At 60.6% G+C, this 23,830-nt stretch carries 23 protein-coding genes and 2 tRNA genes; 19 read left to right on the top strand and 6 right to left on the bottom strand.

From position 1 onward, the window contains the following. The first annotated feature begins 158 nt into the window (after positions 1–158). The 9 genes from pstS (at position 159) to GJ700_RS19655 (ending at position 8,359) form a co-directional block, all read left to right on the top strand. On the top strand, positions 159–1,196 hold the full coding sequence (pstS, locus tag GJ700_RS19695; protein WP_371868042.1) for a phosphate ABC transporter substrate-binding protein PstS: 1,038 nt from the start codon (positions 159–161) through the stop codon (positions 1,194–1,196). Between the two features lie 149 nt (positions 1,197–1,345). Then, positions 1,346–2,329: a phosphate ABC transporter permease subunit PstC gene (gene pstC / locus GJ700_RS19690; protein WP_154377010.1), complete on the top strand. Its 984-nt coding sequence runs from the start codon at positions 1,346–1,348 to the stop codon at positions 2,327–2,329. Next, positions 2,329–3,210, top strand: a complete 882-nt coding sequence (pstA, locus tag GJ700_RS19685) for a phosphate ABC transporter permease PstA (protein ID WP_154377008.1) — start codon at positions 2,329–2,331, stop codon at positions 3,208–3,210. The genes pstC and pstA overlap by 1 nt, the downstream gene beginning before the upstream one ends. 45 nt (positions 3,211–3,255) lie before the next feature. Continuing rightward, positions 3,256–4,020 carry a phosphate ABC transporter ATP-binding protein PstB gene (gene pstB / locus GJ700_RS19680; protein ID WP_229507122.1) on the top strand — a complete coding sequence of 255 codons (765 nt, stop codon included), beginning with the start codon at positions 3,256–3,258 and terminating at the stop codon, positions 4,018–4,020. 33 nt (positions 4,021–4,053) lie between these two features. After that, positions 4,054–4,755 (top strand): phosphate signaling complex protein PhoU, encoded by a 702-nt coding sequence (phoU, locus tag GJ700_RS19675; protein WP_154377003.1) that lies wholly within the window; start codon positions 4,054–4,056, stop codon positions 4,753–4,755. 31 nt (positions 4,756–4,786) lie between these two features. Continuing rightward, the gene (gene phoB / locus GJ700_RS19670) at positions 4,787–5,479 is read left to right on the top strand and encodes a phosphate regulon transcriptional regulator PhoB (protein ID WP_154377001.1); all 693 of its coding nucleotides are present in this window, start codon (positions 4,787–4,789) and stop codon (positions 5,477–5,479) included. Next, positions 5,476–6,753 (top strand): phosphate regulon sensor histidine kinase PhoR, encoded by a 1,278-nt coding sequence (gene phoR, locus GJ700_RS19665; protein WP_154376999.1) that lies wholly within the window; start codon positions 5,476–5,478, stop codon positions 6,751–6,753. The genes phoB and phoR overlap by 4 nt, the downstream gene beginning before the upstream one ends. Before the next feature lie 127 nt (positions 6,754–6,880). Next, positions 6,881–7,873: a patatin-like phospholipase family protein gene (locus GJ700_RS19660; protein WP_154376997.1), complete on the top strand. Its 993-nt coding sequence runs from the start codon at positions 6,881–6,883 to the stop codon at positions 7,871–7,873. Between the two features lie 78 nt (positions 7,874–7,951). Beyond that, a complete protein-coding gene (locus tag GJ700_RS19655; protein ID WP_154376995.1) occupies positions 7,952–8,359 on the top strand; it encodes a GlcG/HbpS family heme-binding protein in 408 nt (135 codons plus the stop codon). Here the strand turns inward: GJ700_RS19655 and GJ700_RS19650 are convergent. The 3 genes from GJ700_RS19650 to GJ700_RS19640 all read right to left on the bottom strand — a co-directional run bounded on the left by GJ700_RS19650 (position 8,356) and on the right by GJ700_RS19640 (position 11,309). Then, on the bottom strand, positions 8,356–9,831 hold the full coding sequence (locus GJ700_RS19650; RefSeq protein WP_154376993.1) for an ATPase domain-containing protein: 1,476 nt from the start codon (positions 9,829–9,831) through the stop codon (positions 8,356–8,358). The two genes, GJ700_RS19655 and GJ700_RS19650, sit on opposite strands and share 4 nt — an antisense overlap. Then, positions 9,831–10,259 carry a hypothetical protein gene (locus GJ700_RS19645; protein ID WP_154376991.1) on the bottom strand — a complete coding sequence of 143 codons (429 nt, stop codon included), beginning with the start codon at positions 10,257–10,259 and terminating at the stop codon, positions 9,831–9,833. The genes GJ700_RS19650 and GJ700_RS19645 overlap by 1 nt, the downstream gene beginning before the upstream one ends. Before the next feature lie 78 nt (positions 10,260–10,337). Beyond that, entirely contained in the window at positions 10,338–11,309 is a 972-nt protein-coding gene (locus tag GJ700_RS19640) for a sensor histidine kinase (protein WP_154376989.1), read from the bottom strand. A gap of 352 nt (positions 11,310–11,661) precedes the next feature. Between GJ700_RS19640 and carA the strand changes: the two genes are divergently transcribed. From carA to GJ700_RS19620, 4 genes are all read left to right on the top strand, one after another. Continuing rightward, positions 11,662–12,825 carry a glutamine-hydrolyzing carbamoyl-phosphate synthase small subunit gene (gene carA, locus GJ700_RS19635; RefSeq protein ID WP_154376987.1) on the top strand — a complete coding sequence of 388 codons (1,164 nt, stop codon included), beginning with the start codon at positions 11,662–11,664 and terminating at the stop codon, positions 12,823–12,825. Then, positions 12,826–16,044, top strand: coding sequence for a carbamoyl-phosphate synthase large subunit (gene carB, locus GJ700_RS19630; RefSeq protein ID WP_154376986.1), 3,219 nt, complete (start codon positions 12,826–12,828; stop codon positions 16,042–16,044). It abuts the gene before it with no gap. Positions 16,045–16,141: 97 nt separating this feature from the next. Beyond that, a complete protein-coding gene (greA, locus tag GJ700_RS19625) occupies positions 16,142–16,618 on the top strand; it encodes a transcription elongation factor GreA (protein WP_154376984.1) in 477 nt (158 codons plus the stop codon). Beyond that, positions 16,618–17,073 carry a DUF4149 domain-containing protein gene (locus GJ700_RS19620; RefSeq protein WP_154376982.1) on the top strand — a complete coding sequence of 152 codons (456 nt, stop codon included), beginning with the start codon at positions 16,618–16,620 and terminating at the stop codon, positions 17,071–17,073. Before greA ends, GJ700_RS19620 begins: the two co-directional genes overlap by 1 nt. A 26-nt stretch (positions 17,074–17,099) precedes the next feature. Here GJ700_RS19620 and GJ700_RS19615 read toward each other — a convergent pair whose 3' ends face one another. Next, positions 17,100–17,567, bottom strand: a complete 468-nt coding sequence (locus GJ700_RS19615) for a YhbY family RNA-binding protein (RefSeq protein WP_154376979.1) — start codon at positions 17,565–17,567, stop codon at positions 17,100–17,102. Positions 17,568–17,610: 43 nt separating this feature from the next. Here GJ700_RS19615 and GJ700_RS19610 point away from each other — a divergent pair, with 43 nt between their 5' ends. The 6 genes from GJ700_RS19610 (at position 17,611) to GJ700_RS19585 (ending at position 22,943) form a co-directional block, all read left to right on the top strand. Then, positions 17,611–18,252: an RlmE family RNA methyltransferase gene (locus GJ700_RS19610; RefSeq protein WP_154376977.1), complete on the top strand. Its 642-nt coding sequence runs from the start codon at positions 17,611–17,613 to the stop codon at positions 18,250–18,252. Positions 18,253–18,463: 211 nt separating this feature from the next. Then, positions 18,464–20,347, top strand: a complete 1,884-nt coding sequence (ftsH, locus tag GJ700_RS19605) for an ATP-dependent zinc metalloprotease FtsH (RefSeq protein ID WP_371868041.1) — start codon at positions 18,464–18,466, stop codon at positions 20,345–20,347. 116 nt (positions 20,348–20,463) lie between these two features. Beyond that, positions 20,464–21,234: a dihydropteroate synthase gene (gene folP, locus GJ700_RS19600; protein WP_154376973.1), complete on the top strand. Its 771-nt coding sequence runs from the start codon at positions 20,464–20,466 to the stop codon at positions 21,232–21,234. Positions 21,235–21,296: 62 nt separating this feature from the next. Continuing rightward, positions 21,297–22,646, top strand: a complete 1,350-nt coding sequence (gene glmM / locus GJ700_RS19595; RefSeq protein ID WP_154376972.1) for a phosphoglucosamine mutase — start codon at positions 21,297–21,299, stop codon at positions 22,644–22,646. Positions 22,647–22,708: 62 nt separating this feature from the next. Continuing rightward, positions 22,709–22,785, top strand: a tRNA-Pro gene (locus GJ700_RS19590). A gap of 81 nt (positions 22,786–22,866) precedes the next feature. After that, positions 22,867–22,943 (top strand) — tRNA-Arg (locus GJ700_RS19585). Positions 22,944–23,173: 230 nt separating this feature from the next. On the opposite strand, the gene GJ700_RS19580 is transcribed toward GJ700_RS19585, so the two are convergent. Beyond that, positions 23,174–23,359 (bottom strand): YgaP family membrane protein, encoded by a 186-nt coding sequence (locus GJ700_RS19580; protein ID WP_154376970.1) that lies wholly within the window; start codon positions 23,357–23,359, stop codon positions 23,174–23,176. Then, a complete protein-coding gene (locus GJ700_RS19575; protein WP_154376968.1) occupies positions 23,356–23,811 on the bottom strand; it encodes a universal stress protein in 456 nt (151 codons plus the stop codon). Before GJ700_RS19575 ends, GJ700_RS19580 begins: the two co-directional genes overlap by 4 nt. Positions 23,812–23,830 lie beyond the last annotated feature (19 nt).

Genomic DNA, 23,830 nt, shown 5'->3' with positions numbered 1-23,830 from the left:
GTCAAATATGACATGTCATAAATGGCGTGACTTGGCCGGTTTTCCCTCTATGAAGAAGGAATGTCATTAAATTTCAGTCATGTCATAAAGGTGTCATATTCGGCCGATAGACTGCGCACATCTAAACCGTAACAACCCTCAAAGGACTAGATATGCGCATGAAACAGTTGTTCACCTCCCTGGTCGTAGGCGCTTCGGCTGCCGTGGCTTTCTCCACCGCAACTGCTGCCGACATGACGGGTGCGGGCGCAACGTTCCCTTATCCGATCTACGCAAAGTGGGCGGAAGCGTACAAGGCAGCAACCGGTAACGGCCTGAACTACCAATCCGTGGGTTCCTCCGCCGGTATCAAGCAGATCAAGGCCAAGACCGTCGACTTCGGCGCATCGGACAGCCCGCTGAAAGGCGAAGAGCTGGATGCGGAAGGTTTGACCCAGTTCCCGGCCATCATGGGTGGCGTGGTCGCCGTGGTGAACCTGGACGGTGTCGCGCCCGGCGCGCTGAAACTGACCGGCCCGGTCATTGCCGACATCTACCTGGGCAAGATCACCAAGTGGAATGCACCTGAAATCGTGGCCCTGAACGGCGGCCTGAAACTGCCGGCCGACGAAATCACCGTGGTGCACCGCGCCGACGGTTCCGGCACGTCGTTCCTGTTCACCGATTACCTGTCGAAAACCAGCCCTGACTTCAAGACCAAGGTTGGCGCCGGTACCGCGGTGAAGTGGGTGGTGGGCGTGGGCGGCAAGGGCAACGAAGGCGTGGCCGCCAACGTGCAGCGTATCAAGGGTTCGATCGGCTACGTGGAGTGGGCGTACGCCAAGAAAAACAAGATGTCGCACACCGCGCTGAAAAACAAGGATGGCCAGTTCGTCCAGCCGGACGACGACAACTTCAAGGCGGCCGCGTCGAACGCCGACTGGGCCAAGACCCCGGGCTTCGGCGTGGTGCTGACCGACCAGCCAGGCAAGGCTTCGTGGCCGATCACCGGCGTGTCGTTCATCCTGATGCACAAGACCCAGGCTGACGCTGTCAAAGGCAAGGAAGTCGTGAAGTTCTTCGAGTGGGCCTTCAAGAACGGTGGCGCCGCTGCTGCCGACCTGGACTACGTGCCGATGCCAGCGAACGTCGTGAAGCTGGTGCAGGAATCGTGGAAGACCAACCTGAAAGACGCTTCGGGCAAGGCGATCTACTGATGATGCCTGGCGGCTTGGTGCATGGCATCAAGCCGCCATCCGGGCTCATGAGGCTACCCAGGGCTGCTGCAACCGCGGCGGTCCCGGCCAGTCCCATACTATAAGAACTTACCATGCGCGCAGAAATCTCCTCAGCGACCATCCCCCCCATGTCGGACTCCTCCAACAGCACGGTATCGCACCAGGCGATGCTGTCCACCATGCGCAAGCAGCGCATCCAGGATGCCATCTTCCACAAGGTGACGATGGCGTTTGCCGTGTCCGTCCTGCTGGTGCTGGTCGGCATCATCATTTCCCTGGTGCTGGGCGCCCTCCCGGCCTTCCAGCATTTCGGCCTCGGCTTCATCACCACGGTAGAGTGGGACCCGGTCAACGACCAGTTCGGCGCACTGATCGCCATCGTCGGCACGCTGGCCACGGCCGGTATCGCACTGCTGATCGCGTTCCCCGTCAGCTTCGGTATCGCGCTGTTCCTGACCGAGATTTGCCCGGTCTGGCTGCGCCGCCCGCTGGGCACGGCGATTGAATTGCTGGCCGGCGTGCCATCGATTATTTACGGCATGTGGGGCCTGTTCGTGTTCGCGCCGCTGTTTGCCGATTATGTGCAGCCCGCGCTGAAATCCACGCTGGGCCAGGTGCCGTTCATCGGCGCGCTGTTCAGCGGCCCGACCATGGGCATCGGCATCCTGACGGCCGGCGTGATCCTGTCCGTCATGATCATCCCGTTCATTTCGTCGGTGATGCGCGACGTGTTTGAAATCGTGCCCGCCGTGCTGAAGGAATCCGCCTACGGCCTGGGCTGCACCCGCTGGGAAGTGGTGCGCAAGGTGGTGCTGCCCTACACCAAGAATGGCGTGGTGGGCGGCGTGATGCTGGGCCTGGGCCGCGCGCTGGGCGAAACCATGGCGGTGACGTTCGTCATCGGTAACGCCAACAAGCTGTCGTGGTCGCTGTTCGCCGCCGGTAACAGTATCGCGTCCGTGCTGGCCAACGAATTCGCCGAAGCGGAGTCGGCGCTGCACGTGTCGTCGCTGTACGCGCTGGCGCTGATCCTGTTCATCATCACCCTGATCGTCCTGTCGTCCGCCAAGCTGATGTTGCTGGGCATGTCCCGCAAGGAAGGCGTCAAATAATGAATACCGCATTGAATAACACTGTGAAGCCCGTAATGAATCCGGTCTACCGCAAGCGCCTGCTGGCGCACCGCGTCGGCATCGCCCTGTCGGTGGCGGCCATGTCGGCCGGTCTGATCTTCCTGCTGTGGATCCTGGCCACGTTGCTGATCAACGGCTTTTCCGCGCTGTCCATCAACATGTTCACGGCCACCACGCCGGCGCCCGGCAGTGAAGGCGGCGGCTTGTGGAATGCGATTGCCGGCAGCCTGATGATGGTGATCCTGTCGACCGTGGTGTCGACCCCGATCGGCATCCTGGCCGGCATTTACCTGGCGGAATATGGCGAGCAAAGCAAGCTCGCGCAAGTGACCCGCTTCGTCACCGACATCATGCTGTCCGCACCCTCGATCGTGATCGGCCTGTTCGTCTACGCGCTGTATGTCGCCAACGTCAAGCACTTCTCCGGTTATGCCGGTTCCGTGGCGCTGTCGCTGATCGCTGTACCGGTGGTGGTGCGCACCACCGACAACATGCTGAAGCTGGTGCCGAACGGCTTGCTTGAAGCGGCTTACGCGCTGGGCGCCCCGCGCTGGAAAGTGTCGATGACGGTGCGCCTGCGCGCCGTGAAAGCCGGCGTGATCACCGGTGTGCTGCTGGCCGTGGCCCGCGTCTCCGGCGAGACCGCGCCGCTGCTGTTCACCGCGCTGAACAACCAGTTCTTCAATGCCGACATGAACAAGCCGATGGCCAACCTGCCATACGTGATTTACCAGTTCGCCATGAGCCCGTACGACAACTGGCGCTCGCTGGCCTGGGGCGGCGCATTGCTGGTGACCTTCAGCGTGCTGGGCCTGAATATCCTGTCGCGCACCCTGTTTGCCCAAAAGGCCCCGAAATAACTACACATCATGAATACTCAACTGAATACCGCTGCGACCCCATCCATGACTGCCAAGCGTAAAACCATCGAGATTTCGGGCCTGAACTTCTTCTACGGCAAGACCCAAAGTCTGCACAACGTGAACCTGGACATCCATGAAAAGCAGGTGACCGCGTTCATCGGCCCGTCCGGCTGCGGCAAGTCGACGCTGCTGCGCACCTTGAACCGCATGTACGACCTGTACCCGGGCCAGCGCGCGGAAGGCGCCATCATGTACCGCGGCACCAACATCCTCGACCAGGGCCAGGACGTGAACATGCTGCGCGCCAAAGTGGGCATGGTGTTCCAGAAGCCGACGCCGTTCCCGATGTCGATTTACGACAACATCGCGTTCGGGGTGCGCCTGTACGAAGACTTGTCGAAGGGCGAGATGGACGAGCGCGTGGAATGGGCGCTGAAAAAAGCCGCCCTGTGGACCGAAGTCAAAGACAAACTGAACAAGAGCGGCCTGTCGCTGTCCGGCGGCCAGCAGCAGCGCCTGTGCATCGCGCGCGGCGTGGCGGTCAAGCCCGACGTGCTGTTGCTGGACGAACCGACGTCCGCGCTGGACCCGATCTCGACGTCGAAAGTCGAAGAACTGATCAGCGAACTGAAACAGGATTACACCATTGCCATCGTGACCCACAACATGCAGCAGGCGGCGCGCTGCTCGGATTACACGGCGTACATGTACCTGGGTGAATTGGTGGAATTCGGCGAGACCGATCAGATCTTCATGAATCCTGCCCGCAAGGAAACGCAGGATTACATTACCGGCCGCTTCGGTTAATTAATAAAAACAACATTACACGGAGAGATACACATGATGGGCGAACATTCTTCCAAGAAATACGACGAGGAACTGGAATCAATCCGTTCCAAGGTGCTGCTGATGGGCGGCATCGTGGAAACCCAGTTCCTGGATGCGATGACGTGCTTCCGCATCGGCAACCTGGAGCGCGCCGAGCGCGTGATGCGCGAAGACGATACCGTCAACCAGCTGGAAGTGCAGCTGGATGATGCGTGCAGCCACCTGATCGTGCGCCGCCAGCCGACCGCCAACGATTTGCGCACGGTGATGGCGACGATTAAAGTGATTACTGACCTGGAGCGTATTGGCGACGAAGCCACCAAGATCGCCCGCGTCGCGAAAAGCCTGCACTCGCGCGGCGCGGCCGGCATCAACCACTATGAAATGGTGCGCGGCATTGCCAATGCCACCAGCGACATGCTGCACGATGCGCTGGACGCGTTTGCGCGCAGCGACCAGCAGCAGGCGTTGCAATTGATCGCCCAGGATGCCGTGATCGACCACGAATTCCGTTCCATCATGCGTAACCTGATTACGTTTATGATGGAGGATCCGCGTACAATCTCGGCCGCGCTCGATACGCTGTGGGTGGCCAAGGCCATCGAGCGGATCGGCGACCATGCGAAGAACATCGCGGAATACGTGATTTACGTGGTGGAAGGCAAGGACATCCGCCACTCCCGCCCGGCGCCACAAGTGCAGGACGAAGCGTAAGAAAAACAGGTTTGACTGAATACCGAGCAAAATGGCATCCGATAAGACAACTGTACTGATTGTGGAAGATGAACCAGCCATTATCGAGCTGGTCACGTTTTCCCTGCGCGACGCGGGGTGGAATGTCTGTTCCGTTTCGACGGTGCAGGATGCGTGGGATTTCATCACCAAGCGCACCCCGCAACTGATGTTGCTGGACTGGATGCTGCCGGACCAGTCGGGTTTGCGCCTGCTGTCGCGCATCCGCTCCGACCGCCAGTTCCAGGACATCCCCATCATCATGCTGACGGCAAAAAGCATGGAAGAGGATAAGCTGTCCGGCCTGAACAGCGGTGCGGACGATTACATCACGAAACCGTTTTCGCCCCGCGAACTGCTGGCGCGCACCAAGGCGCTGTTGCGCCGCAAGAGCCCGGAACACGCGCAGACGCAAATGTCGGCCGGTGCGGTGACGCTCGATCCGGTCAGCTGCACGGTATCGATGAATAACCAGAAAATCGATATCGGCCACGCGGAATACAAGCTGTTGAAATTCTTCATGGCGCACCCGGAGCGCGTGTTTTCCCGCTCGCAGTTGCTCGACAAGGTGTGGGGCGACCACGTGGTGATCGAAGAACGCACGGTGGACGTGCACGTGCTGCGCCTGCGCAAGGCGCTGAAGGATGCTGAACACTTGATCAAGACCGTGCGCAGCGTCGGCTACATGCTGTCCGAGAAGGCATGAACCCGCACCTGGTGTTCTGGGTGCCGGTCGCCATCCGCATGGCGGCCATGGCCGCTGGTGCCGGCGTGCTGTGGTGGATGTTCGGCATGGTGCCGGCTTTGAGCGTATCGCTGCTGGCGCTGGCCACCATCGTGTTCGTGCAGTTGCGCTACCTGTCGCAATTGTCGGCGTGGATGGACGATCCGCAAAGCGTGCGCCTGCCCGACGGCTGGGGCGAATGGACCGCCGTGTTTTCCCGCTTGTACCGCATGCGGCGCGACGACGAGAAAAACCAGGCCGAGTTGACGGAATGGCTGGCGCGCTTCCGGCAGGCCATGCACTTGCTGCCGGACGGCGTCGTCATCATGGACGACGTGCTGTTCCTCGAGTGGTGCAATCCGGCGGCCGAAGCCCACCTGGGCTTGCGCCATGACCGCGACAAGGGCATGCGCGTGACGAACCTGATCCGCAGCCCGGAATTCATGGATTACATCATCCTGGGCCGCTACGACCAGCCGCTGACGTTGACGTTCCGCGAACGCAAGCTGATTGTCCACATCATCCCGTTTGAAAACCGGCGCCAGATTCTCGTCACGCACGATGTGACGGAATCGGAGCGCAATGAAATGATGCGGCGCGACTTTATCGCCAATGCATCCCATGAATTGCGCACGCCCCTGACGGTGATCGTCGGTTTCCTGGAAATCGCGCTGTCGGAGGAACTGGATCCGGCCACCCGCCTGGCGCATTTGAAGCTGATGATGGAGCAGGGCAACCGCATGCAGCATTTGATCGAGGATATGCTGACGTTGTCGCGCCTGGAGTCGGTCGACCACCCGCTGCGCTCCGAGCGTGTGGATGTGAAAAAACTGCTGGACCGGGTGCTCAGCGATGCGCGCGCACTGTCGGCGGGCAAGCATACGATTTCACTGGAAGTCGATGGGCCGGACATCAGCGGCAGCCCGGACGAGTTGCACAGCGCGTTTGGCAACCTGGCGTCGAATGCCGTGCGCTATACGCCGGCCGGCGGTGAAATCCACCTGAAGTGGCTGAAATCGTCGCGTGGCGCGCAATTCGTGGTGGAAGACACGGGCATTGGCATCAGCCCCGAACACATTTCCCGCCTGACGGAGCGTTTCTACCGGGTCGACAAGAGCCGGTCGCGCGAAACCCAGGGGACGGGACTGGGGCTGGCCATCGTCAAGCACGTGCTGCTGCGCCATGGCGGCAACCTGTCGATCACGTCGGAAGCGGGGAAGGGCAGCAGTTTTACGGTGAATTTGCCGAACGTTTAAATGTGGTTATATTCAAATCAATATACACACTATATAAGAGCGTCAGTCAGTTTGCTGTAAGGCATTTTTAAGCCAGCGCTGTCCTATTGCGCTACAATCTCGCGGCTCAACCCGCGATGATTGTCATATGTCCCTGAAACACAAGTTAATTGCCGCCCTGGCTGCTCTGGCGCTGGGCGGCTGTGCCACAACCGGCCCCCGCACGCCGCCACCAGCGACGCCGCAGACGGGCAGTGGCACCCCGGCCACCACGCCGGCCGTCAATCCGTCCACGCCGAATGCGGCGCCGGCCGACCCCGGGTCGCCGGTCGCCGTCGCGCCCGTTCCCCGCAAAATCAAGATCGGCCTGGCGCTGGGCGGCGGCGCCGCGCGGGGCTTCGCCCATATCGGCGTGATCAAGGCGCTGGAAGCGCAGGGTATCGTGCCCGATATCGTGGTGGGCACGTCGGCCGGCAGCGTGGTGGGCGCCATGTATGCGGCGGGCCATTCCGGCGCCACGCTGCAAAAAATGGCGTACGACATGGATGAAGCGGCGATTTCCGACTGGGCCATGCCGCTGTTCGGCAAATCGTCCGGCGTGCTGAAGGGCGAGGCGCTGCAATCCTATGTCAACAAGACGGTGAATTTCCGTCCCATAGAAAAACTCAAGATTTCATTCGGCGCCGTGGCGACGGATTTGAAAAACGGCCAGCCCATCCTGTTCCAGCGCGGCAATACCGGCATGGCGGTGCGCGCCAGTTCGTCCGTGCCCGGTGTGTTCCAGCCGGTCGTGATCGGCAGCCATACCTATGTCGATGGCGGCCTGGTGGCGCCCGTGCCCGTGAAATTCACGCGTGAAATGGGCGCGGATTTCATCATTGCCGTCAATATCTCGACCCAGACCGAAGCGCAGGCCGCCATCAGTTCGCTGGAAGTGATCATGCAGACCTTCGCCATCATGGGTCAGCGCATCAACCAGTATGAATTGAAGGAAGCCGATATCGTCATCCAGCCACCGTTGGGCAAGATGGCGGGTAACGATTTCGGCAATCGCAGCAAGGCCATCCAGGCCGGTGAGCGCGCCACCAATGCGGTGATGGCGCAAATCAAGACCAAGCTCAAAGCACTGCGCGAGCAGTAAGCCTGCTTTCGCATGTACGCGGCAACCGCAGGTGCGGTTGCCGTCCGCATTCAACCATTACAACGCACAGGAACCGCCATGCAAACCAAACCAATGCTGACCCTCGAAGATGTGAAAAAAATCGCCGCTGCCGCCGAAGCCGAAGCCGTGGCCAACAAGTGGGCGGTCGCATTTTCCATCGTTGACGATGGCGGCCATCCGCTGTGGTTCCAGCGTCTCGATGGCGCCGCGCCGATGTCGTCCGTGATTGCCCCGTCGAAGGCGCGTACCGCCGCGCTGGGCCGCCGCGAATCGCGTATCTATGAAGAGATGATCAACAATGGCCGCGTGTCGTTCCTGTCGGCGCCTGGCGTCGAAGGCATGCTGGAAGGCGGCGTGCCGATCATCGTCGACGGCCACGTGGTGGGCGCGGTTGGCGTGTCGGGCGTGAAATCGAACGAAGACGCGCAAATCGCCAAGGCCGGCATCGCCGCCCTGGGCGTTTAAAACACGCTGTCGGACCGCCCCGGTCCCGCCACGCGGACCGGGTTGCCGGCCAGGATGCCCTGGTAACCGGTGACCGCTGCGCCGATCTGGATGCCGCCGCCATCGATTTCGAAGAAGCGGATTTCCTTGCTGTGTTCGCTGGCGCGCACTTTCACCACGGCGATCGCGCGCAGCAGGCTGCCATCCAGTTCCACATAGCGCTGCATGACGATCGCGTCGGCCAGGAAAGCGTTGCCGTGGGAACTGAAGCTGAGCGCGGTATAGCGGTCTTCCAGTTCGGCCGTCATCAATACCGTCACGCCCATGCCGGTCAGGACGGCGATCAGGCGGTACAGCGATTCCCGGAAGTCGTCGCGGAAGGCCGGCGCCAGCGACAGCTCGAAGCCCGACAGGGAATCGATCACCACCCGCCGCGCCTGGGTGCGGGTGATCATGGCCACCAGGTCGTGCAGGATTTCATCGATCGACAGGTCCAGCGTACGGGTATTGACCACGCTGACCATGCCGCTGTCGACCAGCTGGTTCAATTGACGGCTGAGCAGCTGGTTGGGGCTTTTTTCAAATGCCGCAATCACGCCCGGCTCGCCGTTGCGTGCGCCTTCGGCCAGGAATTGCGTGGCCAGCACGGTTTTGCCGGACCCGGACGGTCCCACCACCAGCATTGAGTAGGCGGACGGTATGCCGCCGCCCAGCATCTGGTCCAGCGCCGGGGCGCCGGTCGACAGGCGTTCGCTGCCGCTGATGGGGACATGCTGTGCGCTGTCGGCCTGCAATACCGCGCGCGGGAAGATTTCCACGCCCTTGTCGCTGATGCGGAAAGTATGCACGCCCAGCGACTGCGCCTGGCCGCGCATTTTCACCACCTGGATCTTGCGCACCATGGCGTCGCGCTGCACCTGCTGCGACAGCCACAGGATGCCGTCGGCCACGGTGAAGATGGGGCTGGCTTCGGCCTCGGGCGCCAGGTATTCGCCGATCAGGAACGTGGTGGCCAGCCAGCCGGTCATCTGCATGCCGAGCTGCTGCACAAAATGCTGCAAGCCCGCCGTGCCGGCGTCCATGGTCCGGGCCGATTGCGCCACCGAGCGGAACGAATCGACAAACACCAGGCCCGGTTCGAACGCCGCCACTTCCGCGGCAATGCGCGCCAGCACGCGGTCGAAATCGCCGTCCAGCAAGTCCGCCGCCAGGTTGACGAATTTGACGGACTGGTTCAGTTTGGCGACGTCGAAAAACGGGAATTGCTGCTGGTAGCGCAGCATTTTCAGCGGCGGCTCGCCCAGCACCGTGAAGAACAGGGCACGGCGTTCCGGCGTCGCCAGCGAAAACATGATCTGGTGGGCCAGCGTGGTCTTGCCGCTGCCCGGTGTACCGGCCAGCAGGTTGAATGAATATTCCGGCACGCCGCCGCCCAGCAGGTTGTCCAGCCCCGGGATGCCTGTCGCCAGGCGCTGTATGTGTACTTTGTTCATCAAGGAAGCTCCGTTCCAGCATGGTTCTCAACGTCATCGCCCCAGGCTTCGCGCAGGACGCTGGTGGTTAAGAGTTCGCCGATGAGTAATATGAGGGTGTCGATAAAGATGCACAGCAAGGCTGTGCTGGCGCTGCCCGCCGTGGCGGCATCGTGGGGCAGCAGCGCCTGTTCCAGCAGCGTGAAGGCGGCGTCGGCCGGCAGCGCTTCGTGCTGCGGCAGCCAACCGTATTGGTTGCGTGCAACGTGCAGGCTGCGCAGGTAGAGCGCCATGAAGCCGCCGTCGCCGATGACGGGACACAATTGCCGGGCAAGCTGACGCCACCGTAGTGCACTGATGGCGGGCACGCCGCTGTCGGCGGCGGCATCCGGCTGGCGCAGGACAGCGCGGGCGATCCGTTGGTGCCGCAGTTCTGTGCTGGTGACCATGGTGTATTTTCTTTCCTGTCCCGCTGCGGGAAGGTGGCGGCGAGGCGCGAGCATAGCACCCGGCATGGCAGTTCGCAGTCAGCCTGGTGGCGTCGCCAGCACCGGCAGGGTGACGGTGAACCGGCTACCCTGGCCAAGGCCTGCGCTCTGGACGCCGACGGTGCCGCCATGCATTTCGGCAATGGCGCGCACCAGCGCCAGGCCGATGCCCAGCCCACCCCGGCTGGACGCCTGCTGCGGGTCGACCTGTGCGTACAGGTCGAACACGCGGCTCTGCAGGTCCGGTGCGATGCCGGCGCCGTTATCGGCCACGTGGATGTCGACCGTCGCCCCGTGCAGTGTGGCGCTGATGGTCACGGCGCCGCCGTCCGGTGTGAATTTGCTGGCGTTGACGAGCAGGTTGGTAAACAGCTGGACCAGGCGCCCGACGTCGCCCATCATCGGCACCGGCTCGTCCGGCAGCGCCGTGTGGACTTGCTGGCCGCGCTGGTCGAGCATGGGGCGGGCGGTTTCCAGTGCGCTGCAGAGAATGTCGGACAAGGTGGTGCGGCACGGTTCGACCGTCATTTTGTCGACCCGGATGCGGCCGATGTCCAGCAAGTCGTCGACCAGCCGCGCCATGTGCGTGACTTGCCGCTGGATTACTCCGTGCAGGCGCGGCAGGTCGGGGTGGACGTCGCCCAGCAGCCCGATCATGCCATTCGCGATGGCCACCGGCTGCAACGGCGTGCGCAATTCATGCGCCAGCATCGACATGAATTCGGCTTGCTTCCGGTTGGTGGTCTCAGCCTGCTCCTGCAATTCCTGGGCGCCCAGTGTTGCCAGCACCAGGTGTTCGTTGGCTTCGCGCAAGCGCGGGAGTTGCTTGGCCAGCGATTGCTGCAACTGTTGCTTTTCCACGCCTTGCCGGCACACCAGCAAGGTCAGTTCATCAATGGTGTTGCGCAGCAATGCGACTTCCTCCGTGTGCACGGCCTGCAATGCAGCCAGGTGGTCTGTCACCGGACTTTCGGCCGGGTTACCGGCGGCAGGGGGAAGAGGTTTGTTCAATGGGAGTTCCTGCGACGGCAGGAGTGGCCCGCCTGCGGCATGCCGGCAGGCTTCTGCACCCCATACAATACGCCCCTTTGCTGATTGATATCATTGCATTTATGACTGGTGTGGATGGTGCAGTGCGGCTAAAGGCTATTGCATGCTGCAATGAAGGGGTTGCCGCCATTGCCGGAAGGCTTGCTTTGGGTTATAATTCAAAGGTTTAGCCAATTACCCATCGACCGTAGCGCCTACCTCACACCTCCATTTTCAACTGATCCGCAAGCCCGCGGTTGTATTCGATTACGCCGGGGTCCCATGCAGGTCGTCTGACGTGGCGCCGCTACGGTAACTTTATCAGGAGTTGCCCTTGCCGCCATTTTTTTCTGGCCCAGCCGTCCCAGCCATTCTGGCTCTTGCTGACGGAACTATTTTCAAAGGTTTTTCCATCGGCGCCGCCGGTCACACCACGGGCGAGGTTGTTTTCAATACCTCGATCACCGGTTACCAGGAAATCCTGACCGACCCCAGCTATAGCCGCCAGATCGTCACGCTGACGTATCCCCATATCGGCAATTACGGCATCAACCCTGAAGATGTCGAGTCCACCAAAGTCCACGCCGCCGGCCTGATCATCCGTGACTTGCCGCTGCTGGCCTCGAACTTCCGTTCCACCCAGTCGCTGTCCGATTACCTGAAGGCGGAAAACATCGTCGCCATCGCCGGTATCGATACCCGCAAGCTGACCCGTATCCTGCGCGAAAAAGGCGCCCAGTCCGGCGCCATCGTCACCGGTACGCAAGGCAATGAGCCATCCGTCGCGCAAGCGCTGGAACTGGCCCGTTCGTTCCCGGGCCTGACCGGCATGGACCTGGCCAAGGTCGTGACCACCAAAACCGCTTACGAATGGACCGAGTCCGAGTGGAAGCTGGGCGAAGGCTACGGCAAAGTCACCGATCCTAAATTCCACGTGGTCGCCTACGACTTCGGCGTCAAGCGCAACATCCTGCGCATGCTGGCCGAGCGCGGCTGCAAAGTCACCGTGGTGCCGGCGCAGACCACGGCCGAGGAAGTGCTGGCCCTGAACCCGGACGGCGTGTTCCTGTCGAATGGTCCCGGCGATCCCGAGCCATGCGACTACGCGATTGCCGCCACCAAGGTCTTCCTGGAGAAAAAGCTGCCGGTATTCGGCATCTGCCTGGGCCACCAGATCCTGGCGCTGGCTTCCGGCGCGAAGACCCTGAAAATGAAATTTGGCCACCACGGCGCCAACCACCCGGTGCAAGACCTCGACAGCAAGAAGGTCATGATCACGTCGCAAAACCATGGTTTCGCGGTGGACGTGGACACCTTGCCGGCCAACTGCCGCGTGACCCACGTGTCGCTGTTTGACGGTTCGCTGCAGGGCTTTGCCCGCACCGACACGCCGGCGTTCTGCTTCCAGGGCCACCCTGAAGCCTCGCCCGGCCCGACCGACGTCGCCTACCTGTTTGACCGCTTCATCACGTCGATGGAAGCAGCGGAGAAGAAATAAATGCCAAAACGTACAGACATTAAAAGTATCCTGATCATTGGCGCCGGCCCGATTGTTATCGGCCAGGCGTGCGAATTCGACTACTCCGGCGCCCAGGCCTGCAAGGCCCTGCGCGAAGAGGGTTACAAGGTCATCCTGGTGAACTCGAACCCGGCGACCATCATGACCGACCCGGAAATGGCCGATGTCACCTACATCGAGCCGATCACGTGGCAAGTCGTCGAGCGCATCATCGACAAGGAAAAACCGGATGCGATCCTGCCGACCATGGGTGGCCAGACCGCGCTGAACTGCGCACTGGACCTGCACCGTCACGGCGTGCTGGACAAATACAAGGTGGAACTGATCGGCGCGACGCCGGAAGCCATCGACAAGGCCGAAGACCGCTCCAAGTTCAAGGATGCGATGACCAAGATCGGCCTGGGTTCGGCCCGTTCCGGCGTGGCGCACACGATGGACGAGGCGTGGGGCGTGCAGCGCGAAATCGGCTTCCCGATGATCATCCGTCCATCGTTCACGATGGGCGGCACCGGCGGCGGTATCGCCTACAACGAAGAAGAATTCGAAGCCATCTGCAAGCGCGGCCTGGAAGCCTCGCCGACCTCCGAACTGCTGATCGAAGAATCGCTGATCGGCTGGAAAGAGTACGAGATGGAAGTGGTGCGCGACAAGGCGGACAACTGCATCATCGTGTGCTCGATTGAAAACCTGGACCCGATGGGCGTGCACACCGGCGACTCGATCACCGTGGCGCCGGCGCAGACGCTGACCGACAAGGAATACCAGATCATGCGTAACGCCTCGCTGGCGGTATTGCGCGAGATCGGTGTCGACACCGGCGGTTCCAACGTGCAGTTCTCGATCAACCCGGCTGACGGCCGCATGATCGTCATTGAAATGAATCCGCGCGTGTCCCGTTCGTCGGCGCTGGCGTCGAAAGCCACCGGCTTCCCGATCGCCAAAGTGGCCGCGAAACTGGCCGTGGGCTTCACGCTGGACGAGCTCCGCAACGAAATCACGGGCGGCGCCACCCCGGCATCGTTCGAGCCATCGATCGACTACGTGGTCACCAAGGTGCCGCGCTTCGCGTTCGAGAAATTCCCGACCGCCGACAACCGCCTGACCACGCAGATGAAATCCGTGGGCGAAGTGATGGCCATGGGCCGCACGTTCCAGGAATCGTTCCAGAAAGCCCTGCGCGGCCTGGAAGTGGGTGTCGATGGCCTGAACCAGAAAACCATCGACCGCGAAACGCTGGAAGTGGAACTGGGCGAGCCGGGTCCTGAGCGTATCTGGTACGTGGGCGACGCGTTCGCCCAGGGCTTCACGCTGGAGGAAGTGCACGCGCTGACGCACATCGATCCATGGTTCCTGATCCAGATTAAGGAAATCGTCGACCTGGAACTGTGGCTGGACACGCAGAAGCTGGACAACCTGGACAAGAACACCCTGTACAAGCTGAAACAGAAGGGCTTCTCGGACCGCCGCCTGGGCTACCTGCTGCAAACCACGGATACGGCCATCCGCAACAAGCGCCGCGAACTGGGTATCCGTCCGGTCTACAAGCGCGTCGACACCTGCGCCGCCGAGTTCTCGACCAACACCGCGTACATGTATTCCACGTACGACGAAGAGTGCGAATCGAATCCGACCGACAAGAAGAAAATCATGGTGCTGGGCGGTGGCCCGAACCGTATCGGCCAGGGTATCGAATTCGACTATTGCTGCGTGCATGCCGCGCTGGCCATGCGCGAAGACGGCTACGAGACCATCATGGTCAACTGCAACCCGGAAACCGTGTCGACCGACTATGACACGTCGGACCGCCTGTACTTCGAATCGCTGACCCTGGAAGACGTGCTGGAAATCGTCGAGCTGGAAAAACCGGTCGGCGTGATCGTGCAGTACGGCGGCCAAACCCCGCTGAAGCTGGCGCTGGACCTGGAAGCGAATGGCGTGCCGATCATCGGCACCTCGCCGGACATGATCGACGCCGCGGAAGACCGCGAGCGCTTCCAGAAGCTGCTGCAAGACCTGGACCTGCGCCAGCCGCCGAACCGCACCGCGCGCACCGAAGAAGAAGCCCTGCGCCTGGCGCAGGAAATCGGCTACCCGCTGGTGGTGCGTCCTTCGTACGTGCTGGGCGGCCGCGCGATGGAAATCGTGCACGAGCAGCGCGACCTGGAACGCTACATGCGCGAAGCCGTGAAAGTATCGAACGATTCGCCGGTGCTGCTGGACCGCTTCCTGAACGACGCCATCGAGTGCGACGTGGACTGCATCTCCGACGGTCAATCGACCTTCATCGGCGGCGTGATGGAACACATCGAGCAAGCCGGCGTGCACTCGGGCGACTCCGCCTGCTCGCTGCCGCCGTACTCGCTGTCGCAGGAAACCATCGATGAACTGAAGCGCCAGACCGCGCTGATGGCCAAGGGCCTGAACGTGGTGGGCCTGATGAACGTGCAGTTCGCGATCCAGAAGCAAGACGGCAAGGACGTCGTCTACGTGCTGGAAGTGAACCCGCGCGCATCGCGCACCGTGCCGTACGTGTCGAAAGCCACCGGCCTGCAACTGGCGAAGATCGCCGCGCGCTGCATGGCTGGCCAGTCGCTGGCGCAGCAGGGCATCACGAAGGAAGTCGTGCCGCCGTACTACAGCGTCAAGGAAGCCGTGTTCCCGTTCGTGAAATTCCCCGGCGTGGACACCATCCTGGGCCCTGAAATGAAATCGACGGGCGAAGTGATGGGCGTGGGCGCAACCTTCGCGGAAGCGTTCGTGAAATCGCAACTGGGCGCCGGCGTCAAGCTGCCGAAGTCCGGCAAGGTATTCCTGTCCGTGAAGGCGTCCGACAAGCCGCGCGCCGTGAAAGTGGCGCGCGACCTGGTCGATGCGGGCTTCACGCTGGTGGCGACCAAGGGTACCGCGGCGGTGATTTCCGCCGCCGGCATCCCGGTCACCCCGGTCAACAAGATGTCCGAAGGCCGTCCGCACATTGTCGACATGATCAAAAACCACGAGATCGCCCTGGTGATCAATACGGTGGAAGAAAAGCGTTCGGCAATTACCGATTCCCGCAACATCCGTACTTCGTCGCTGGCGGCCCGCGTGACCACCTACACGACGATTGCCGGCGCGGAAGCGGCAGTGGCCGGTATCCGTCACCTGGATGAGTTGCGTGTGTACGATTTACAAGGCTTGCATAAGTCTTTAAACTAAGACTTTCGCCGGCAAGGTAGTTCGCCGCACACATGACAGAGCCCGCGCCGCAGCTTGGCGCGGGCTCTGTGCTTTTTTGTATTCTAGAGAGACAAATATGACCTCAGTTCCACTGACCAAATTCGGCGCAGAACTCTTGAAGGAAGAGTTGCACCAGTTGAAGACCAAGGAGCGCCGCATTGTGATCGACGCGATCGCCGAAGCGCGTTCGCATGGCGACTTGTCGGAAAACGCTGAATATGATGCCGCCAAGGAGCGCCAGGCATTCGTCGAAGGCCGTATCGCGGAACTGGAAGGCAAGCTGAGCGCGGCACAAATCATCGACCCGACCACCCTGGACGCGGAAGGCCGCGTGGTGTTTGCGTCGACCGTCGACCTGGAAGACCTGGAAAACGGCCAGAAAGTCAGCTACCAGATCGTCGGTATCGATGAAGCGGACCTGAAACTGAGCAAAGTGTCCGTGACCTCGCCGATCGCGCGTGCGCTGATCGGCAAATACGCCGGCGACGTGGTGGAAGTGCAGGCCCCGTCGGGCCCGCGCGAATACGAAATCCTGGAAGTACGCTACGTTTGATGCCTGGCGTCCTTGCCAAGGCGCGCCTGCTGGTGGCGGCCCTGTGGGCCGGCAGCCTGTGGGCGGTCGGTTACCTGGTGGCGCCGACATTGTTTGCCACGCTGCCGGACCGGGTGCTGGCAGGCTCGATTGCCGGCAGCATGTTCCATTCGATGGCCATGCTGTCGCTCGGTTGCGCGCTGGCGATGGTGCTGCTGTTGTGGCGCGCCACGCCGGGCTGGACACCGCAGCGGCGCCGCACCGTGCTGGCGCTGATTGCCGCCATGGCGCTGTGCACGGTCGCCAGCCACTTCGGCCTGCAGCCGATGATGGCGGAATTGAAAGCCGCGGCAGGGCCGGGCGGCGTGATGGAATCCGCGGCGAAAAGCCGGTTTGGCATGCTGCACGGGATTTCCAGCGTGATTTACCTGGTGCAGAGCGTGCTGGCAGGCTGGCTGGTGGTGAAACAAACATAAAAAAACCGGGGCATGCCCCGGTTGCTTTATGCCAGCGATGCTTTCTTGGTGCTCTTCTGGCGCACTTTGGCGCGCTTGATGGTGCCGCCTTCGGTGACGCGTTCGTTACCTTTCAGCAAAACCTTGCTGACGGATGGCTTCTTGGTGCCGCTGGCGGAAGGCTTGACGATGGTTACCATGCGCATGCCTTTGCCGGCTTTGCCGGTGCGCTCTTTTTCCACATCTTTCTTTGGACGGTACAGGACCAGCAGCTTGCCGATGTGTTGTACGGGAGCCGCGCCCAGTTCGGCGCAAATGGTTTCGTACATGCCAACGCGGGCTTCGCGGTCGTCGCCGAACACGCGCACCTTGATCAGGCCGTGCGAGTCCAGGCCCAGCTCGATTTCTTTCATGACGGCCGGGGTCAGGCCCGATTCGCCGATCATGACGACAGGCTTCAGCCCATGGGCTTCGGCGCGCAGCGCGGCGCGTTCAACGGGTGTGAGATTGATCATAATGTTTTTTTCGGTAGTTCTCTAAAGGCAGTATTCTACGCGAATGGCTAAGAACAAATTAAACAAAAACTGGTTGCATGACCATATTAACGACCCATATGTGAAAGCGGCGCAGAAAGACGGCTATCGCGCCCGTGCCGCGTACAAGCTCAAAGAGATCGATGAAGATGAGAAATTGATAAGGCCGGGCCAGGTCATTGTCGACCTGGGCTGCACGCCCGGCAGCTGGGGCCAGTACACGCGGCGCAAGCTGGCCGCCGGCAACGGCATCAACGGCACCATGATCGGCCTGGACATTTTGCCAATGGAGCCTATTGCTGATATGCATTTTATCCAAGGCGATTTCCGCGAGCAGGAGGTGCTGGACCAGTTGGCGGAAGTGTTGCAGGGCCGCAAGGCCGACCTGGTGCTGTCCGACATGGCGCCGAATTTGTCCGGCATCGCCACCGCCGATGCGGCGCGCATGGAAGACTTGATCGATATCGCGATCGAATTTGCGCAATTGCACATGAAACCCGGCGGCGCGCTGCTGGTGAAATGTTTCAAGGACATGGGTTTTTCCCAGATCGTCGAAAAATTCCGCACCGAATTCAAGACCGTCACGCAGAAAAAACCCAAGGCCAGCCGCGACAAATCGTCGGAAATATTCCTGCTGGGACGCGGTTTGAAGCATCCCGCCCCTTGAGATTTCCCGAACGGGCCGCACATCGGCCCGGAGAGGACCCGATTTTCCGCAAATAACTGGCATAAACGGCATTGTTGCCGCACCTTTTAGCCCGGTATTTGTGCCGCATTGGCGCACGTAACGGGACGTTATGGCAAGGCAGCCTTATTGCGAGTAAAATCGGAAGTCCAGCTATTGGTCTGTGCACGCGGACAGCATTGAAGGAGTTTTTGTGAATAACATGTTTTCCAAATCAGCCATTTGGGTCGTCGTTGCCCTGCTATTATTCATGCTGTTCAAGCAATTCGAGAATCATGGCGTGGCGGGCGGTTCCAAGACCATTGCATATTCCGACCTGCTGGACGAAGTCAAATCCAAACGCATCAAGGATGTCGTCATCGAGGGCAGCACACTGACTGCCACCAAGGAAGACGGCTCCAAAGTCCGCGCCAATACCACCTATCTCGACCGTGGCCTGATCGGCGACCTGCGCGACAATGGCATCCACTTCGACGTGAAACCGCCGGAAGAGCCATCGTTCCTGCAGCAGGTGTTCGTCTCGTGGTTCCCGATGCTGTTGTTGATCGGCGTGTGGATCTTCTTCATGCGGCAAATGCAGGGCGGCGGCAAGGGCGGCGCGTTCTCCTTCGGCAAGTCGAAGGCTCGCATGCTGGATGAAAGCAACAATACCGTGACGTTCGCCGACGTGGCCGGTTGCGACGAGGCGAAGGAAGAAGTCACGGAAATCGTCGATTTCCTGAAAGACCCGACCAAATTCCAGAAGCTGGGTGGCCGTATTCCGCGCGGCGTGCTGATGGTGGGCCCTCCGGGTACCGGTAAAACCCTGCTGGCCCGCGCCATTGCCGGCGAAGCCAAGGTGCCGTTCTTCTCGATTTCCGGTTCCGACTTCGTTGAAATGTTTGTCGGCGTGGGTGCGTCCCGCGTGCGCGACATGTTTGAAAACGCGAAAAAACATTCGCCTTGCATCATCTTCATCGACGAGATCGATGCGGTGGGCCGCCATCGTGGCGCCGGCATGGGCGGCGGTAACGATGAGCGCGAACAAACGCTGAATCAGTTGCTGGTGGAAATGGATGGCTTTGAAGCGACGTCCGGCGTCATCGTGATTGCCGCCACCAACCGCGCTGACGTGCTGGATAAGGCGCTGCTGCGTCCGGGCCGTTTCGACCGCCAGGTTTCCGTGGGCTTGCCGGACATCCGCGGCCGCGAGCAAATCCTGAACGTGCACATGCGCAAAGTGCCGATCGGCACCGACGTCAAGGCCGACATCCTGGCGCGCGGTACGCCGGGCTTCTCGGGCGCCGACCTGGCCAACCTGGTCAACGAAGCGGCACTGTTTGCCGCGCGCCGTTCCAAGCGCCTGGTCGACATGCAGGACTTCGAAGATGCGAAAGACAAGATCTTCATGGGTCCGGAACGCAAGTCCATGGTGATTCGCGAAGAAGAACGCCGCAATACCGCGTACCACGAATCGGGCCACGCGGTGGTGGCCAAGCTGTTGCCGAAGGCCGATCCGGTGCACAAAGTCACCATCATGCCGCGTGGCTGGGCGCTGGGCCTGACGTGGCAGTTGCCTGAACACGACAATATTTCCGGCTACAAGGACAAGATGCTGGAAGAAATTTCCATCCTGTTCGGCGGTCGTATCGCTGAAGAAATCTTCGTCGGCCAAATGTCGACGGGCGCGTCGAATGACTTTTCCCGCGCCACCAAGCTGGCCCGTTCGATGGTGACCCGCTTCGGCATGTCCGATGCGCTGGGCGTCATGGTGTACGAAGACAGCCAGAACGACGGCTTCCTGGGTGGCACCAACAAGACGATTTCCGAAGCCACGCAGCAGAAAGTCGACGCGGAAATCCGCAACATCCTGGACACGCAATATGCGCTGGCCCGCAAGCTGCTGGAAGAAAACCGCGACAAAGTCGAAGTCATGACCAAGGCGCTGCTGGAATGGGAAACCATCGATGCGGACCAGATCAACGACATCATGGCCGGCATCGAGCCGCGTCCGCCTAAAGCCGGCGTGACGCTGCGCAAACAGCCGAACAGTGGCGATGGCCCCGGCGTATCGCCCAGCGCGACGGCCCCGGCATAAAATCTTTAGTCAGCTATAACAAGGGCGGGGAGCGATCCCCGCCTTTTTTTCTATTCATGAAAACCATTCCCTTTGGCCGTTTCAATTTGCCCCTGCATCCAGCGGGCGCGCTTGTCATGGGCATCCTCAATGTCACTCCGGATTCGTTTTCCGATGGCGGCCAGCATGCCGCGCTGGAAGGCGCCATTGCGCACGCCGAGGCCATGATGGAGCAGGGCGTCGACATCATCGATATCGGTGGCGAATCCACGCGGCCCGGTTCGCCGCCGGTGCCACTGGATGAGGAATTGCGCCGTGTGATGCCGGTGATCTATGCGCTGCGCGATTGCGGCGCCGCCATTTCCGTTGACACGTACAAGCCGCAAGTCATGCGCGAAGCCGTCATTGCCGGTGTCGACATGATCAACGATATCAATGCCTTCCGTGCCGATGGCGCGATTGAAGCCGTGCGCGACAGTGATTGCGCCTTGTGTATCATGCACATGCGCGGCGAACCTGCCACGATGCAACAGCAGCCGGAATATGGCGACGTGGTGCGGGAAGTCACGGATTTCCTGCGCGAGCGCATCGCGGTACTGACTGGCGCCGGCATTGCCCGGGAACGCTTGTGGATCGATCCCGGATTTGGCTTTGGCAAGACGGTCGAGCATAATTATGCTTTGATCAAGTCCACCCGCCGCATGGTGGAAGACCTGGGCGTGCCACTGCTGGCCGGCCTGTCGCGGAAGTCCATGATTGGCGCCGTGACCGGTAAACCTGTCGAGCAGCGCATGGCGGGCAGCCTGGGGGGCGCACTGGCAGCTGTGGCGCAGGGGGCGAAGATCGTCAGGGTGCACGACGTGGCAGAGACGGTCGATGCATTAAAAGTTTGGCAAGCTGCACATTAAAATAGTTATTCAAAGTGCCTGATACCCCGGTGTCAGGTACTTCACTTATATAGAGAAGAGACATGGCACGTAAATATTTTGGCACCGACGGCGTACGCGGCCTGGTGGGTGTATCGCCGATTACTCCGGATTTCGTGATGCGCCTTGGCTATGCGGCCGGCAAAGTGCTGGTCAAGAACCTGGGCGGTGCGGCACGGTCGACCGTGTTGATCGGCAAGGACACGCGTATTTCCGGCTATATGCTGGAAGCGGCGCTGGAAGCGGGCTTTGCCGCGGCCGGCGTGGATGTGATGCTGGCCGGCCCGATGCCCACGCCAGCCATTGCTTACCTGACCCGTGCATTGCGCCTGCAAGCCGGCGTCGTAATTTCCGCTTCGCATAATCCATACGAAGACAATGGCATCAAATTCTTTTCCGAGCATGGCACGAAATTGCCGGATGCGGTGGAACTGGATATCGAAGCGCAACTGGACTTGCCGATGGAGTGCGTGGAATCGCGCAGGCTGGGCCGCGCCAAGCGCCTCGATGATGCGCAGGGCCGTTATATTGAATTCTGCAAGAGCACGTTCCCGAGCGCACTGGACTTGCGCGGCTTGAAAATCGTCGTCGATTGCGCCCATGGCGCCGCATATAACATTGCACCGCACGTATTCCATGAATTGGGCGCGGAAGTCATTGCCATCGGTAATAAACCGGACGGTTACAATATTAATGCCGGATTTGGCGCCACCGCGCCGGCTGCCATGGCTGCCGCTGTCGTCGAACAGGGTGCGGACCTGGGCATTGCCCTGGACGGTGATGCGGACCGCCTGATTATGTGCGACGCGAAAGGCCGTTTATATAATGGCGATGAATTGCTGTATGTTATGGTCATGGACCGCTGCGCAACGGGACCGGTTGCCGGCGCCGTCGGCACATTAATGACGAATATGGCATTGGAAGTCGCCTTCAAGGAAAAAGGCATTGGTTTTGCACGCGCTAAAGTCGGCGACCGCTATGTGCTGGAAGTGATGCAGGAAAAAGGCTGGATTTTGGGCGGTGAAGGTTCCGGCCATTTGCTGGCCACGGATAAACATACGACCGGCGACGGTATTATCTCGGCGCTGCAAGTATTGTCCGCATTGAAACGCAGCGGTAAATCGCTGGAAGATTGTGCAGCTGATTTGGTATTGTTCCCGCAATCGCTGATTAATGTGCGGGTACAGGCTGGTTTTGACTGGCAATCGAATCCTGCCGTGGTGGCGGAAAAAGAAGCGGTGGAACGAGAACTGGGCGATACCGGCCGCGTACTGATCCGCGCCTCGGGCACGGAACCATTGATTCGCGTGATGGTTGAAGCGCGTGATGCCCAGGCGGCGGTCACGTATGCCCGCCGCATTGCCGATAAAGTGGAAGCCCGGCTGGCAGCCTGATTGGCGCCGCACGGGCATTTCGGATTGACGCCGGACGCCCGGAGCGGATATAATGTCTTCATCGGAGTGTAGCGCAGCCCGGTAGCGCATCTGGTTTGGGACCAGAGGGTCCTAGGTTCGAATCCTAGTACTCCGACCAAATACTTAAAGAACGGGTTCGTCGAAAGACAGCCCGTTTTTTATTGCCCCAAGATAATTCCTTTCTGGATTATTTCCTTTACTGCCCATAGCTCAGTTGGATAGAGCATCGGCCTTCTAAGCCGAGGGTCGCAGGTTCGATTCCTGCTGGGCAGGCCATTAAAATATTTTCGCTGTTTCGTTATTGTTGAATCAAAACCGATTCGCTGGCGCCCAATAAGTGGGCGGGCAATATATCCAAATAATGAGCCAGTTGAATTGACCCTTGTTCGACAAGCCAGAGCGATTATGTGGCGACATCGTATTCCAAAAGCCGGAAAAAGAATTCGCCAGTGGTAATTTGATGCGTTTGCGGCCCTGCGGAATATATGCCGGGCCCAGGCCGTGGTTCAGGGTTCTGCGGTGCTGAAACCGAATGGCAGATAAGCGGGGCAGAATGCAATCGCGGCCGTGACGAGCGGCACCAGACCCACCCAGCCCCATATGCCGATCGCGCCTGCCCAGGTGGCGCCCAGCAATCCGGCGCCTACGGTGCCGCGCAATAGCCGGTCCGCCCATCCAACATTGCATTTCATGGTGCCACCTCCCTGGCCCGGAAGACCAGCACTGGCACTGTACTGTGCAGTAACACCTTGTGTGTTTCACTACCCAGAAGCAATCCTTTCAGTCCCGTTACGCCATGGGTCGCCATGGCGATCAGATCACAACCTTGTGTCTGTGCGGTCTCGACGATTTTGCGGTGCGGCTGGTCAGAACGGGTGGCCATGGTCTTGCAGGGCACACCCAGCGCCTGTGCCGCCGCTTCCAGCTCCGCCAGCACTTTCGCGCCAAAGGCTGCCGTGTCGCGCATGAATGCTTCGCGGGAATCTTCCACGATTTCGGCCTGGTAGGTGACCACATGGAAAGCCGGCAGCACGTGCAGTGCGGTGACCTGCGCACCTGCTTCTCTGGCAAATTGCAGGGCGGATTGAAGGGCAGTCGTCGAGGCTGGCGAACCGTCCGTCGGTAACAGTATATGTTTATACATGGCAAGCTCCTGTGTGGAT

It is taken from the genome of Pseudoduganella rivuli (genome assembly GCF_009674485.1).
GTDB lineage: Bacteria > Pseudomonadota > Gammaproteobacteria > Burkholderiales > Burkholderiaceae_D > Rugamonas > Rugamonas rivuli_B.
This window is presented reverse-complemented; position numbering and strand designations above follow the sequence as displayed.

Coding starts and splice junctions, on each gene's coding strand:
- phoU (WP_154377003.1), top strand. CDS start 4,054: ATGATGGGCGAACATTCTTCCAAGAAATACGACGAGGAACTGGAATCA.
- GJ700_RS19655 (WP_154376995.1), top strand. CDS start 7,952: ATGCAAACCAAACCAATGCTGACCCTCGAAGATGTGAAAAAAATCGCC.
- phoB (WP_154377001.1), top strand. CDS start 4,787: ATGGCATCCGATAAGACAACTGTACTGATTGTGGAAGATGAACCAGCC.
- carB (WP_154376986.1), top strand. CDS start 12,826: ATGCCAAAACGTACAGACATTAAAAGTATCCTGATCATTGGCGCCGGC.
- glmM (WP_154376972.1), top strand. CDS start 21,297: ATGGCACGTAAATATTTTGGCACCGACGGCGTACGCGGCCTGGTGGGT.
- phoR (WP_154376999.1), top strand. CDS start 5,476: ATGAACCCGCACCTGGTGTTCTGGGTGCCGGTCGCCATCCGCATGGCG.
- folP (WP_154376973.1), top strand. CDS start 20,464: ATGGGCATCCTCAATGTCACTCCGGATTCGTTTTCCGATGGCGGCCAG.
- GJ700_RS19650 (WP_154376993.1), bottom strand. CDS start 9,831: ATGAACAAAGTACACATACAGCGCCTGGCGACAGGCATCCCGGGGCTG.
- pstA (WP_154377008.1), top strand. CDS start 2,329: ATGAATACCGCATTGAATAACACTGTGAAGCCCGTAATGAATCCGGTC.
- GJ700_RS19610 (WP_154376977.1), top strand. CDS start 17,611: ATGGCTAAGAACAAATTAAACAAAAACTGGTTGCATGACCATATTAAC.
- GJ700_RS19660 (WP_154376997.1), top strand. CDS start 6,881: ATGTCCCTGAAACACAAGTTAATTGCCGCCCTGGCTGCTCTGGCGCTG.
- GJ700_RS19645 (WP_154376991.1), bottom strand. CDS start 10,259: ATGGTCACCAGCACAGAACTGCGGCACCAACGGATCGCCCGCGCTGTC.
- GJ700_RS19580 (WP_154376970.1), bottom strand. CDS start 23,359: ATGAAATGCAATGTTGGATGGGCGGACCGGCTATTGCGCGGCACCGTA.
- GJ700_RS19615 (WP_154376979.1), bottom strand. CDS start 17,567: ATGATCAATCTCACACCCGTTGAACGCGCCGCGCTGCGCGCCGAAGCC.
- pstS (WP_371868042.1), top strand. CDS start 159: ATGAAACAGTTGTTCACCTCCCTGGTCGTAGGCGCTTCGGCTGCCGTG.
- pstB (WP_229507122.1), top strand. CDS start 3,256: ATGACTGCCAAGCGTAAAACCATCGAGATTTCGGGCCTGAACTTCTTC.
- greA (WP_154376984.1), top strand. CDS start 16,142: ATGACCTCAGTTCCACTGACCAAATTCGGCGCAGAACTCTTGAAGGAA.
- pstC (WP_154377010.1), top strand. CDS start 1,346: ATGTCGGACTCCTCCAACAGCACGGTATCGCACCAGGCGATGCTGTCC.
- GJ700_RS19575 (WP_154376968.1), bottom strand. CDS start 23,811: ATGTATAAACATATACTGTTACCGACGGACGGTTCGCCAGCCTCGACG.
- GJ700_RS19620 (WP_154376982.1), top strand. CDS start 16,618: ATGCCTGGCGTCCTTGCCAAGGCGCGCCTGCTGGTGGCGGCCCTGTGG.